Source organism: Paraburkholderia sediminicola (assembly GCF_046027825.1).
Classification (GTDB): domain Bacteria; phylum Pseudomonadota; class Gammaproteobacteria; order Burkholderiales; family Burkholderiaceae; genus Paraburkholderia; species Paraburkholderia sediminicola_D.
Map to the genome: position 1 here is coordinate 1 of NZ_JAQQDU010000061.1, position 13,104 is coordinate 13,104.

The 13,104-nt window shown below is 61.9% G+C and carries 12 protein-coding genes; 3 read left to right on the top strand and 9 right to left on the bottom strand.

Going from position 1 to position 13,104, the window contains the following annotated elements:
• Window positions 1-170: 170 nt before the first annotated feature.
• The 3 genes from PQQ96_RS27885 to PQQ96_RS27895 form a co-directional block, all read right to left on the bottom strand.
• The gene (locus PQQ96_RS27885; RefSeq protein WP_408298627.1) at window positions 171-1,373 is read right to left on the bottom strand and encodes a porin; all 1,203 of its coding nucleotides are present in this window, start codon (window positions 1,371-1,373) and stop codon (window positions 171-173) included.
• A 136-nt stretch (window positions 1,374-1,509) separates the two neighbouring features.
• On the bottom strand, window positions 1,510-2,973 hold the full coding sequence (locus PQQ96_RS27890; protein WP_408298629.1) for an amidase family protein: 1,464 nt from the start codon (window positions 2,971-2,973) through the stop codon (window positions 1,510-1,512).
• 45 nt (window positions 2,974-3,018) lie between these two features.
• A complete protein-coding gene (locus PQQ96_RS27895) occupies window positions 3,019-4,332 on the bottom strand; it encodes an MFS transporter (RefSeq protein ID WP_408298631.1) in 1,314 nt (437 codons plus the stop codon).
• 352 nt (window positions 4,333-4,684) lie between these two features.
• Here PQQ96_RS27895 and PQQ96_RS27900 point away from each other — a divergent pair, with 352 nt between their 5' ends.
• Entirely contained in the window at window positions 4,685-5,617 is a 933-nt protein-coding gene (locus PQQ96_RS27900) for a LysR substrate-binding domain-containing protein (RefSeq protein WP_408298633.1), read from the top strand.
• 43 nt (window positions 5,618-5,660) lie between these two features.
• Here PQQ96_RS27900 and hpaC read toward each other — a convergent pair whose 3' ends face one another.
• The gene (gene hpaC / locus PQQ96_RS27905) at window positions 5,661-6,200 is read right to left on the bottom strand and encodes a 4-hydroxyphenylacetate 3-monooxygenase, reductase component (protein ID WP_408298634.1); all 540 of its coding nucleotides are present in this window, start codon (window positions 6,198-6,200) and stop codon (window positions 5,661-5,663) included.
• A gap of 269 nt (window positions 6,201-6,469) precedes the next feature.
• Here hpaC and PQQ96_RS27910 point away from each other — a divergent pair, with 269 nt between their 5' ends.
• Window positions 6,470-7,132: a response regulator transcription factor gene (locus tag PQQ96_RS27910; protein ID WP_408298636.1), complete on the top strand. Its 663-nt coding sequence runs from the start codon at window positions 6,470-6,472 to the stop codon at window positions 7,130-7,132.
• Window positions 7,133-7,208: 76 nt separating this feature from the next.
• Here the strand turns inward: PQQ96_RS27910 and PQQ96_RS27915 are convergent, their stop codons facing one another.
• From PQQ96_RS27915 to PQQ96_RS27935, 5 genes are all read right to left on the bottom strand, one after another.
• Window positions 7,209-7,952 carry an SDR family NAD(P)-dependent oxidoreductase gene (locus PQQ96_RS27915; RefSeq protein WP_408298638.1) on the bottom strand — a complete coding sequence of 248 codons (744 nt, stop codon included), beginning with the start codon at window positions 7,950-7,952 and terminating at the stop codon, window positions 7,209-7,211.
• A 132-nt stretch (window positions 7,953-8,084) separates the two neighbouring features.
• On the bottom strand, window positions 8,085-9,212 hold the full coding sequence (locus PQQ96_RS27920) for an amidase (protein WP_408298640.1): 1,128 nt from the start codon (window positions 9,210-9,212) through the stop codon (window positions 8,085-8,087).
• Entirely contained in the window at window positions 9,209-9,724 is a 516-nt protein-coding gene (locus PQQ96_RS27925; RefSeq protein WP_408298642.1) for a nuclear transport factor 2 family protein, read from the bottom strand. The genes PQQ96_RS27920 and PQQ96_RS27925 overlap by 4 nt, the downstream gene beginning before the upstream one ends.
• Window positions 9,725-9,744: 20 nt before the next feature.
• A complete protein-coding gene (locus PQQ96_RS27930; RefSeq protein WP_408298644.1) occupies window positions 9,745-10,122 on the bottom strand; it encodes a hypothetical protein in 378 nt (125 codons plus the stop codon).
• A gap of 47 nt (window positions 10,123-10,169) precedes the next feature.
• Entirely contained in the window at window positions 10,170-11,339 is a 1,170-nt protein-coding gene (locus tag PQQ96_RS27935) for an acyl-CoA dehydrogenase family protein (protein ID WP_408298645.1), read from the bottom strand.
• A 269-nt stretch (window positions 11,340-11,608) separates the two neighbouring features.
• Between PQQ96_RS27935 and PQQ96_RS27940 the strand changes: the two genes are divergently transcribed.
• Window positions 11,609-13,099: an ATP-binding protein gene (locus PQQ96_RS27940; RefSeq protein ID WP_408298647.1), complete on the top strand. Its 1,491-nt coding sequence runs from the start codon at window positions 11,609-11,611 to the stop codon at window positions 13,097-13,099.
• Window positions 13,100-13,104: the final 5 nt, after the last annotated feature.

The following is a 13,104-nucleotide window of genomic DNA, read 5'->3' on the forward strand; positions in this document are numbered from 1 at the left end:
AGAAAAGTAGGTGCCTGCCCCGCACAGGGGCGACGCTAATAATCCAATATCTAATCAAGGAAAGGCCAACGCCATAGGCATACAGACAACAAGCGCCGCGCAGGCAAAAAACCAGGCAAAGCCAAACGCCATAGGCACACAAACAAAGCGCCGCGCAGGCAAAAACAGAATCAAAACTTGTGCCGCAGCCCAACCCTAACCACAGCCTGCTTATCATCCGCCGACGCAGACGGCCCATTAATAGCAGCTACGGCCTGCTCGCCCGTTGAGTTGGTCCCAGAGGCCTTCTGATAAACCCCAATCAAATACACATCAGTCCGCTTGGAAACAAAATAATCAACCCCCGAAGCGACCTGATGATAGGTCGCCCCAGTCATGCCCTTAACCGAACTCCCTTTCGTATAGTCATACGCCACCCCACACAGCAAATCAGGCGTGATCTGATACTTGAAGTTCACTTCCGCATTATTCAACGTAGCATTGCCGCTCAAACCAGCCGGATTCGGCCCCGAAGAAAGATCCCCAAGATCGCGAAAACTCGTATTCGAATAAGTCGCGCCGAACGTCGCCGCACCGAACAGATAGGACGCCCCCGCACCAATCACATGCAGCGATTTCGCCGACGCATACCCCGAATAAACCGGCGACGCCATATTGCTGCCCGGCACGCCATTCACAGTAGCCGCAGGACTCCCCGTACTGCCGAAGAACGACGTGTTCGGATTGGCGACATCGAGATACCCCACGCCAAGTGCCAACGGTCCATTCACATACCCAGCCGATACCGACCAGATCCGGTTGCGCGCAAAATCACCCGCCACGCCGCCGAGGCTGTACATGCCTTCCACCGTCAAACCACCATAGGTGTTGCTGGTGAACTTGACCGCGTTATTCGTCGAATTCGTGTTGTTGATGTTGTCGAGATCGCCAGGATGCGCCGCCATATAGCCGCCCCATTGATCACCCACTTCAAACGGCCCAAGGATATCGACGTTCGTGTCGTACTGGCGGCCAAGTGTCACCGTGCCGAACGGACCCGACAAGCCCACCCAGGCCTTCTTGCCAAACAGCAGTCCCCCCTGGCCGAGCTTGCCGGTGCTGGCGTCGAAGCCGTTCTCCAGCATGAAGATCGCTTTCAAGCCTCCGCCAAGATCTTCCGAACCGCGCATGCCCCAGCGGCTTTGTTGCATCACGCCGCTCAGCAGGCGAACCGCGCTGTGGCCCGACACGCCGCCGTTGGCGTTGGCCGTCGCTGCATTGCTCGTATAACTCACACCTTCATCGATAATGCCGTATAGCGTGACGGCACTCTGTGCATGTACCACTGCCGGAAAGGTAGCGGCGAGGCTGACTGCCAGTAGCGTTTTTTTCATGTGGTCTGACGCCCAAGTTAGAGAAAGTGCGAAAAGTGACGGACGTGTTCGCTCCCGCGAGCCACGCGTTGCTTGCCTGCAAGCAGCCGGCGGCGAAGCCGGCTACTGGAAGAACCTCGGAGTAAGTGAGGGGTGTTTAACGGCGCCCGGTGAGGATCGGCGGCCGTTGGGTGCCGTGTGCCGCGGCGGTCTCATAGGCGTGGCCGAACTGCAGCAGGCCCCAGTCGTCGCGAAAGCGTCCGGCGATCTGCAAACCGATCGGCAAGCCGGAGGCGCTAAAGCCGCACGGCAACGCGAGCACTGGCGATTCGGTAGAGGACAGGTACCAGCAGATCCGCATCCAGTCGATGTACGAGTCGTAACGCTCGCCCATGAATTCAGTGGGCCAGCGCAAGTCGGCATCGAAGGGCAGCATCTGCGTGGCGGGCAGCACGTAATACGCGTGGTTGTCCATGAAACGGCGCATGCGCTCGAACAAAGCCGTCTTGCGCACGAACATATCGCCCAGATCCGCAGCGGATAGCGAGCGATGCAAGCGGCACTCCGCTTCGATTTCCGGCTTCAGTTGGGCGCGTGCATCTGCATCGAGCCGATCGACCAGACTGCCGATCATCCACGCACGTTCCATGCGGAACACGTCCTCCGCGTCGCCGAGGTCGGGGTCGGCGAATTCCACTTCGCAACCCATTGCCTCGAACACGGCGGCCTGGGCCTGCACGGCACGCTGAATCTCGGGATTGACCGCAAGACCGGCGAGCTGGACCGACATGGCGATACGTGTGCCGCGAAAATCGCGTTGCAACGGCTGTGCGAAACGTGAACCCGGTTCGCTGATTTCGGTCGCGGTTTCGCCGGAGGGGCCGGAGATCGCGCTAAGCAGTAAGGCGGTGTCGGCGACATTGCGCGCCATTGGCCCATCTACACCGAGCGTCGCCCAGCCGTTCGAATCGGGCGCGCGCGGTACGCGTCCTGGCGACGGACGCAAGCCGACCACCGCGTTCCACGCAGCCGGATTCCGCAGCGAACCGCCCATGTCGCTGCCGCAAGCGAGCGGATTCATTCCGCAGGCAACGGAGGCCGCTGCGCCGCCGCTGCTGCCGCCGGCCGATTTACTCAGGTCCCACGGATTGCGTGTCACGCCAAACACCTCGTTGAACGTGTGCGAACCGGCACCGAATTCAGGGGTGTTCGATTTGCCGATCATCAACGCACCCGCGGCATCGCAGCGACGCGCGATCAGCGCGCTGTCCGGGGGTACGTGATGCTCAAACGTTCTCGAGCCGAATGTGGTGCGCACGCCGCGCGTCGCGGTCAGATCCTTCTGCGAGACAGGCAAGCCATGCAACGGACCTTGCCAGACGTCGCGCGCCCATAGCGTGTCGATCTCGGCGGCACGGTTCTTCAAGGTGGATACGTCGGCGATCGTCACCAGCGCGTTGACCTGCGGGTTCACGGCCTCGATGCGTGAGAGGTGCGCGTTCAGAATTTCGACGGCGCTCACTTCCCGCTTGCGCTGCAGATCGAGCAAGGTATGGGCGGACAGGTCGCAAAGTTCGGTGCCAGCGGCGAGCGGTGCATCGGCATGAAGAGTGTCTGACATGAGAGTTTCGTGCTGTTGAAGAGTGAATGACGCGTGTGCGGCGGCCTAGATGTCTTGACGCGTGCGGTCGGCCACGAATATCAGCGCGACCAGCGAGAGCACGCCACAAACGATCACGTACCATGCGGGCGCGGCGGGATTCCCAGTCGCCTGAATCAGCCACGTCACGATGAATTGCGCAAAGCCGCCGAAGATAGACACGCCGGCTGCGTACGCAAGCGAAAGGCCTGTTGCGCGTGTGCTGCGTGGGAACATCTCCGGCAGCATCGCTCCGTTCGCGCCGGCGTTGATGGAGTGCAGCGCTGCGAGTGCGCAGACCACGAGATACAAGGTGCTGACCGAAGGCGAATGCTCGATCAGATAGAAGCCGGGCAGAATGAGCACGGTGAGAAGCACGCGCGAGATGAAGGCGACGCGTTTGCGGCCGAACGTGTCGGACCAGATGCCCCCCACCGGCGACATCACCAGCATCACGGCGCCTGCGAGAATCCCGCACCAGAGCGCGGCATCCATGGGCAGATGAAGCACCTTGATCGCATACGTCGACATGTAATAGATCACGATGAAATGCGCCGACGTGCCGCCGACCACTAGAAAAAGCGCGACCAGGACGAGGCGCCAATCGCGTTGCAGAACAGTTTTCAGGACACCTGTGGAATCGCGTGTAGCGTTGGCCGGCGCATCCGCTTCGGCCCCTAGACGCGAACGCAGATAAAGCCCGAGGGGCGCGATCAGCACGCCCGCAAGAAACGGAATACGCCATCCCCAGGCTTCAAGCGAGGCCTTGTCGAGGTAGTGAGACAGCAGGAAGCCCACCAGCGAACCCGCCAGCGCCGCCGCGCCCTGGCTCGCGAACTGCCAGCTCGTGATATAGCCGCGTCGCGCGGAAGGGGAGCGTTCCGCGAGCAGCGTGGTCGCGACGCCGACTTCGCCGCCGGCGGAAAAGCCTTGCAGCAGCCGCGCAGCGACTATCGCGAGCGGCGCTGCGATGCCGATCTGGGCGTATGTGGGCATCACGCCGATGAGGCCGGTGCCGACTGCCATCGTCACGAGCGTGAGATTCATCGCGGCGATGCGGCCGAAGCGGTCGGCCAGCACCCCGAACAGTACCCCGCCAAGCGGCCGCACGATGAAGCCGATGCCGAACGTGCCGACCGAGAGTAAAAGTTGCTGCTGCGACGAAACGAGCGGGAAGAACAGCTTGCCGAGCAGCACGGCAAAGAAACTGTAGACGGTGAGATCGAAGAATTCGAATGCGTTGCCGATTGTCGTTGCGACGATCAGTCCGCGGGTCGAAGCGCCATGCCTTGCGCTCTGACTGGCATCGTGCAACGTAGAACTGAGTGAAGGTGACTTCATGAACGGGATTCCTCTGGAGGTGAATCAATCCGTGATGCTTCGGTATCGGTTCGAGACCGCTTCAAGATCGGTTCGAGAGCGCGTTGATCGAGCGGAGCGCCTTCAATGACGACGACAGGAAAAGTCTAGGGAGTCAAAAAAGCGTTCTGAATTTGCTTTTTCTTATTGTGATAACGCTGGGTTATCGCACTCGGCTGGGCTGGGATTGGCGCTGCCGGGGCCGCGCGGCAATGGGTATTTGGGAGCATGGCCGGGGTTTTTCTCGCGGTGTACCATCGATTCAAGCCGTCAGCTTCCGCCTGACGCCGACCGTGGTCCCTCGTTCTCTAACCGTTTAACCGACCGCCCACCCGTGAAATACAACCAGTTGCGCGCTCTAGTGGCGATTGCCCAGCATGGCAGCATTCGTGCCGCGGCCAAGACGGTGTGTTTGTCCCAGCCCGCGTTGACCAAGGCGATTCGTGAGCTTGAACAGGAGTTGGGCGTGCCGTTGGTGTCACGCAGCGCGCGCGGCGCTCAACTCACACAGTTCGGCCAGGCCGTGTGCGCGCGTGCGAAGCTCATCCTCGCGGAGATGCAGCATGCGAAGGACGATGTGATCCAGCTGTCCGGTCAGGCGGGCGGGACCGTGTCGTGTGCGGTCACACCGCTGGTGTCGCTGAAGTTTCTATCGCGCGCGATTCACTCGTTCCGGCAGCGTATGCCAAAGACGCGGCTCTCCGTTCAGGAGGGTTTTCTGACCGCGGCGTTGGCCCGGCTTCGCGATGGTTCGCTCGACTTTGTGATCGCGATCGTCGATGAAAAGAAGCTTGCGCCGGAATTCGTGTTCCGCTCATTGCTCGAAGGCGAGTTGATTATCTCCGCGCGTAAGGGGCACCCGTTGGCGCATGCGGAATCGATCGCGGAGCTGGAAGGCGCGGATTGGATGCTGAACACCACGCCGGAAAGCATCGGTCAGTCGCTTCAGGATTTTTTCATACGGCATGGGGCAAGCGCACCGCATGTAGTCGTGGAGTGCAGCTCGTTCAGTGCGAGCTTTTCACTGTCGGTGAATAGCAATCTGCTGTCGTGCTGTCCGAGGAGTTTTCTGGAAACAGACTGGATTCGCGAGCGGATCGTTTCGGTGCCGGTGCGTGAAACATTGCCGTGCGTGTCGGTCGGCATCATCTCGCGGCGTGACGCGTTGAATACGTCGGCCTGCGATTATCTGATCGACTGTTTCGTCGAAGCCGTCGCGGCCGTGCCGCAGTTTCAGTTCGATACCGATAGCGCGGGCGTCGTTTAAGCGGGCCGCGCGCGACGGCCGCCCCCAATGACGCCTGTGACGCTCAATGCGATGCCGAGCGCTTGATGCGATGGAAGTTGCGATCGAAGTAGATCAACCCGTCGCCGTCAGTGCGCACGCTGATGCAGGTGGTTTTGACGAACATCACCGAGTGCGAGCCTACTTCCTTCAGATCGACGATCTCGCCTTGCAGACTCGCAAGTGCGTCGCGTAATACCGGCACGCCGTGCGTGCCGTCATCCCAGATCGGCCAGCCAAAGCGTTCTTCCATCGGCACCTGCGTCATGCCCGCGAAGTGGCGTGCGAGCGATTCGTGCTCGCCGGGCAACACGTTGATGCAAACGTAGCGGTTGCGTTCAAAGGTGGCGTGCATCGCGCTCGAGCGATTGAGACAGACGAGCAGGGTGGGCGGCGTATCGGTGACGGAGCAAACCGCGCTCGCGGTGACGCCGCAGCGCCCGTGCGGACCGGCGGTTGTGATGACATTCACGGCCGCCGATAGATGCGCCATGGCCTGACGGAATTGCTGTTTTGCTGCCATGTCGATGTCGGCTACGGGAGTCGATTGCTGGTTCGGTTTCATGTTCTGGGTTCCTGAGGGCGCGGGTTGGATCCGGATTCAAGCGTAATCAATTCACGTAGGGAAAAAAATCCGCGCGAGCGGTGAGTATGAGGGCGTCTTTCCCAACCCGTCTAAAGCTTTCCCCAATGCGTGTCTGAACGGCGAGCCGATGAAGAACATTAATCTGCGCCACAGGGTAACTATCGCTTTGCAGCGCTTTTTCCTCTGGTTATCATGAGCCGGCAAGACGCTTCGAATCACACCTTCTCCGAACCGTGCCGGCTTACTCCATGTCCCTTCCGCCTCAATCCGCACCGTCGCTCGCACCGATCGTCTATATCGTCGACGACGACAACGGCATGCGTACGTCGCTTGCATGGCTGCTCGAATCGGTCGGCGTGAAGTCGGCAGGCTTCGCCAGCGCAAATGAATTTCTGAATGCGTTTGATCCCAGCGTGCCCGCCTGTCTCGTGCTCGATGTGCGGATGCCGGAGCAAAGCGGTTTCGACGTGCAAGCGGAGTTGAACCGTCAAGGTGCGACGCTGCCGATCATTTTCGTCAGCGGTCACGGCGACATTCCCATGTCGGTGCGCGCCTTGCAGAACGGCGCGATCGATTTCGTCGAGAAGCCCTATAACTCGCAGCAGATGCTCGACCGCGTGCAGCGCGCGTTGAAACTCGCCATGCAACGTCACGCCGCCAATCAGAAGCAGCGCGAGTTGAAGAAGCGTCTGGAGTCACTGACGGCACGCGAAAAAGAAGTGCTACGTGGTGTGATCGACGGCAAGGGCAGCAAGCGTATCGCCTCTGATCTGTCGATCAGCGTGAAGACCGTCGACGTGCATCGTGCGAGCATCAAGGACAAGCTCGGCGCGGCCTCGATTGCGATGCTGGTGCGCGACGTGATGGCGGTGTGGGATCAGGATGCGTCCGAGAACGGTGGGCTTCGTTGAGGCACCCCCCACCGTTGCGCGAGCATTAGCGTTGACGAATTCCACGAATTCAACTTGCGACGGACGCGTCATGCACCTAGCGCATGAACAAGCCGCCGTTCACATCCCAGCACGCGCCGTTCGCGAAGTAAGCATTCTCCGCCGCCAGCATCAGCGCGACATCGGCGACATAATCCGCCGAGCCCAGACGTCCTGCCGGAATGTTGGCGATGACCGCCTTCAGCTTATCGGCTGCAACGCTCTCGTGCACGATCGGCAGGTCCATTGGCCCGGGCGAAATCGCGTTGACGGTCACACCCGCTGCGCCGAGGTCGCGCGCGAATACCTTGGTCAGCGTGATGACACCGCCTTTGGCGGCTGCATAGTGCGCGCCGGTGGCCGAGCCGCCGTTCTGTCCCGCCAGCGAGGCGATGTTGACGATACGGCCGGCGCCCGCATCGGCGAAATGCTGGCCGAACACCTGGCAGCCGAACAGCACGCTGCGCAGATTGACGTTTATCACCTGATCGAACTGCTCGGCGGTGATCTCCATGACGGGTACGACTTTGGATGCGCCCGCATTGTTGATCAAGGCGTCGACTCGGCCCCAGCGCTGCAGGATCGCATCGCGTGCGGATTCGAACGAAGTTTTCGAGGTGACGTCGAGATTCAGCGCGAAGGCGCTCGAACCGTCGGCGCTCAGGTCGCGGGCGAGGGCTTGTACGGCATCGAACGCGATGTCGCCGATGGCCACCGCATAGCCCGCTGCATGAAAGCGCGTGGCAATCGCGGCGCCGAGACCGCGTGCGGCGCCGGTGACGAGTACGACTCTTTTCTGCATTGCTTCTACTCCGTGAGAAAACTTCCGTTTTTATACCGGTTTCGTGCGTTGTCTGTTTGCGGATAGTTCAACGACTGAGTGCATCGGCCATGCCTGGTGGGCAAGCGCATTTGCCCACCGTACTTGCCCACCTTAACCGGCGAGGGCTGCTTCGAAGCGCGCTGCGATTGCGCAGACCTGTTCATCTGCATCTTTGCGACCGACAATCTGCAAACCCGCTTTGAGCGGTGAGCCGTCGATCGGCAAGGGCAAACTCAATGCCGGATGACCGCTCAGATTGAACGGCCGGATCAACGACGACATGGCGATAACCGAGGTGCCCCCGCGCGCCTCGTCGAGCGTGATCGGCAATGCGGGCAGTGTGGGGAGAATCAATACGTCGACGCTTTCGAGCGCATGATTGACCGCTGCGGTGAATTGCCGTCGTACCGACTCCGCCGCCTCGCATTGCGCCGCAGTTGTTTTCGCAGCGGCGCGCAGCCGTGCGTCGAGATCGGCCCCGAGCTTGCCGGTTGCCACCAGATGACCAAACGCATGAGAGGTCTCGGCGTTGATAATCGAGAGTCCTGCTTCGAAGGCAGCGGCAAGGCCTGCGAGTTCCATCGTGTGCGCGGTGCAGTCGGCTTGGCCTGCCGCGCGGGTAATGGCTTTGAGGATTTCCGGCATTGCATCCACCTGCACGATACCGACGTTCCATGCGCCCGTTTGTGGCGTGTGGGCTGCACGCGTGTCGAAGTCGGCAGTGATCGCCTGCATTGCTGCGACGATCATCCGCATGTCGCGCGCGAACGGCCCGACACAATCGAGCGTCGATTTACGCGGTGCAACGCCGCGCCGGGATACACGCCCGTAAGTCGGCTTCAAGCCGATCACGCCGCAACACGCAGCGGGGCCGCGAATCGACCCCCCGGTGTCCGTGCCGAGCGCGGCATCGGCCAATTTCAAACCAACGGCTGCCGCCGAACCGCTCGACGAGCCACCGGGAATCCGCGAGGCGTCCTGCGGATTTTGCGGCGTGCCGGTGTAGTCGTTGATGCCGGTCATGCCGAACGCCAGTTCGTGCATATTCGCCTTGCCGACGATGTGCCAGTCGGCATCGAGCAACCGTTCCACGACTTCCGCATGCTGGACGGCAGGGGGGGCGTCCGCCAACGCACGGCTCGCTGCGGTGGTCGCGTAGCCTGCGATATCGATCGTGTCTTTGATCGCGATGGTCGGACCCGTGCCGCCTAGCGACAAGGTCTGGATAAACTCGTTCATGGATTCAGTTTCCTCGCATTGACCTGCCAGGGTGCATCGAAAAGACGCTCGGTGCGAAAGTGCGTGATGAGCCAGTCGCGGCCATTGCCGGCGGGCGCGAAATCCACGTCAAGGCGCGCCGAGATCAATTCCGCTTGCGCGTCGACGTAGCCGGACGCCTGCAGCATGATCCAGCGTCCTTTCGCGGTTGAGCCATGCACCTCGATAGTTTCCGACGTGAGGAAGTGTACGTTCACCGCGAAATGCGGCGACGGCGGCAAGTAGCGCGTGAGCATCGCGAGAATCTCCGCGTGACCGGCGAGGCGGCCGAACTTGCTGGCGTACTGCGGGCCGATGCCTTCCCAGATCGCGTCGGGGGAAAAGAGGGCCGCGAGCGTTTCGCCTTCGAGTGCGCCCGATGGCACATCGCACAGCGCCATGTAGCGCGCCATCGTGCGGCGCACCGCGGATTCGGCTTCGAGCGCGGCGAGCCGTTCCGTCAACATGGCAAGCGTATCCGGGGTCTCATTCATCGCGTCACGCTCCGGCATGCTCAAGCCGCGTTGGTATGTTGCGGCGGCACTTGCAGCGCACGGCCGACGCGCGCTTCGATCTTGCCGTAGCGCCACAGGTTGTACTCGCCGACCGGTGTGGTGCGATACAGATTGCACACCGCCACGGCGGTATCGAAGTCGCGCACGTCGGCCATGATGTAGAAGGTCCACGGCGAGTTGTCGGCATTGCCGACGGTGAGGCGGTCATCGTCCATGATGCCGAGCACGCTGACGCCGTCCATCGATTCGACCGCGGCCAGCATCTTGCCGTAGGCCTGCCAGACTTCGCCGATCTTCTCGCGCGGCAAGTCGAAAAAATTCTGCGTCACGCCGCAGCAGAACAGAACGCGCAAGGGTAGCGTTTGGTTATCGGACATCGTGTGGTTCTCCATGAAATCGTTCGAAGGTTAAATGCAAAAATGGCTTATAGGTAGCCTGGAATCGGCGGCACGCCGACGAACACCGCACCGGCGCCGTCGAAGTTGCCTTCGCCAAGGAACGCATGCTGGGTGACCACCATCGAGTCGCGCAGCAGGCGTTGCAACGGATGCGTGCGGTAGATCGCCATCGTGCCGCCGAGGCGGTAAGCGCGGTGCACGACGTCGGCGCCCTCGCGGGCGATCTGTGTCGCGGCGAGGCGCAGCAGGCTGACCTGCTCCGGCGTGACGGGGTTGCCGGCGAGAATCGATTGCCAGACGGTGTCGGTGGTGTCATAGAAGAACGCGCGGGCCGAGCGCAGTTGCGCTTCGGCTTTGGCCAGTTCGATCCGGTAGTACGCGCGGTCGGCGAGTTGCGGTGCGCCGGTCGTCGTCTTGCGGCCGCCGGCCATCTGGTTGGCGACATCGAGCGCCGCGCGGGCGAGGCCGAGGTTCACCACGGCCAGTACTTGCGCCGCGTAGGCGATAGTCGGGTAGCGATACAACGGTTCGTCCACGCACGGTTCGCCGCCGCGCACGAAGGTCCAGTCGTCGGCGACGAACTGATCGGTCACGCGCAGATCGTGACTGCCGGTGCCTTGCATGCCGACCACGTCCCAGTTCTCGACGATCTCGACCTGGTGCGGGCGGAACACGGCGGTGCGAGGTTTGCCGGGCACACCTGGGGCGCCCGTGCTTATGCCCACGCCGAGCCAATCCGCCCCCTTGCAGCCGCTCGCGAATTTCCAGGTGCCGTTCACACGCCAGCCGCCGTCGGCAGGCTGCGCGGGTTGTACGGGGAAGAGGCCGCCTGCAAAGACCTGATCGGGACCGTCGGCGTAGATGTGCGCCTGGGTTGCCAGAGGCAATGCAGCGAGATACACGTTCGCCGAGCCGAAACTCGCAACCCACGCCGCCGACCCGTCTGCTACCGCGATGCGTTCGATCATGTCGAGGAACGCGGTAGGCGCGAGCGCGTCGCCGCCGAAACGCCGCGGCGTCGCCGCGCGATACACGCCCGCGCGCTTGAGCTTGGCGATGACTTCGCGCGGCACATGTGACAGGCGATCGAACTCTTCGCGCCGTGCGGCGATTTCGACGATGACGTCGGCGAGCGGCAAACGCGTGGCGTCGTGGCGGGCGTCTGCGACGGCAATGTCGGTGGCGGTATCTGACATGGCGGGGCTTCTCCTTGATTCGTTATTGGCTGAAACACAAGGCACGATTCGGTAGCGGGCGATGAAGCAGGCGACGATGCGTGCAGGGTGAGACCAGTCTAGAAATGCAAAAAGAACGCTTCAATTGGGACGCAGGATGCGTGTTTAGGTAACGCGCCGGGGGTATCTAAAGAAATCTTCAGCCGCGCATCGCACCGACTGGTGTTATGTTCTTTCCCATACGTGATCGACTTTTTCGCCCGATTTTCCCGATTCTCCCGATTCGCCCGATGAATTTCCCCGCCGAAGAAGACTTCCACCGCCTGCTCGACGCACTGACGCTGTGCTTGCTGCTGCACGACGCCGAAACGAAGGCGATCGTGTGGGCCAATCGCGCGGCCTGCGAGGCACTCGGTTTTACGCTTGAAGAATTGCTGCCGCTGAAGGCGAAAGACATGACCCGCCCGGTGCCGAAGTACCGGCGCGAGATCGGCGTCGGCGCAATGGACCGTGCGATCACCGAGGGCCCGCAGGTCTACGAGTGGTGTTACCGCTCGCGCACGGGGGCCGATATGCTGTCCGAGGCGATTGCCACCTACGTGCCGCTGCGCGAGCGCGCGGTGGTGATGGTGCAGTTCCGCGACATCAGCGTTGAAGACACGCTCAAGCAGACGCTGCGGCGCTATGAGTCGCGGTTGCGAGAGTTTATGCAGGATCTCGGTGAAGGCGTCGCCGTGCTGACGCCCGCTGGTGACGTGGAATTCGTCAGCGAATCCGGCCGGCGCGTGCTGGGTCTGGAAGAGGGCGCACCGATGGGCGATGTGCTCGACTATTGCAGCGAGTCTGATCGCGACCGCCTGCTTGAACAACTCGCCAGCGCACCGCGCATCCAGCCTTCGGCGCCGCAGCGCTATCGCATCACGCGCCGCGACGGCACGCCGGGCTGGTTGCGCATCACGTGCAGAAGAATCGAGATCGAAGACGACCTCAACGGCCGCCTGCTGCACTTTCGCGACATCACGGACGAAGTCGCCGTCGAAGAGGCGCGCCGTAACGAAGCGCGGCTGCTGGAATACGCAGGGCGCTACAACGCGATGGGCGAAATGGCGACGGCCATCGCGCACGAGTTGAGTCAGCCGCTTGCCTCGGTGCGCAATTTCATCGAAGGCGCGATCCGGCGGCTCACACAATCCGGTTCCGTCGACGACGCGTTGTGGGGCCTGCGCAGCGCCGATCGCCAGGCCGAGCACGCGGCAGTGATCATCAAGAGCGTGCGCGATTACATCGTCAAGCGTGAGCCGAGCGAGACGCACGCGGATTTGCGCGACGTCATCGCGGATGTCGCGTACTTTATCGAATTGCGTGCCAAAGAGGCGGGTGTGGCGGTCACGATCGAGCAGACGAACGAGCCACTGCAGGTGCATTGCGAGCGTGTGCTGATTGGCCAGGTGGTCCTGAATCTGGCGTTCAATGCGATCGAAGCGCTGACGGAATGCACGAATTCCGCTACACGGCGTGGCGAATTGCGCCTGGTCACCCGCCTGCGGGGCAAGCATGCGCTCGTGCAGATCATCGATAACGGCCCGGGCGTGCCCGCCGACGCGCATAGCCGGCTGTTCGACGGATTCTCGTCGTCGAAGGCGGGCGGCAATGGCATCGGTTTGTCGCTGTGCAAAAACATCGTCACGCGGCACGGTGGCGAGATCTGGGCCAAACCGGCACCGCAGGGCGGCCTCCAATGCAGCTTTACGCTGCCACTCGCAGTCGCGCCTGGCCGCTGATCGCA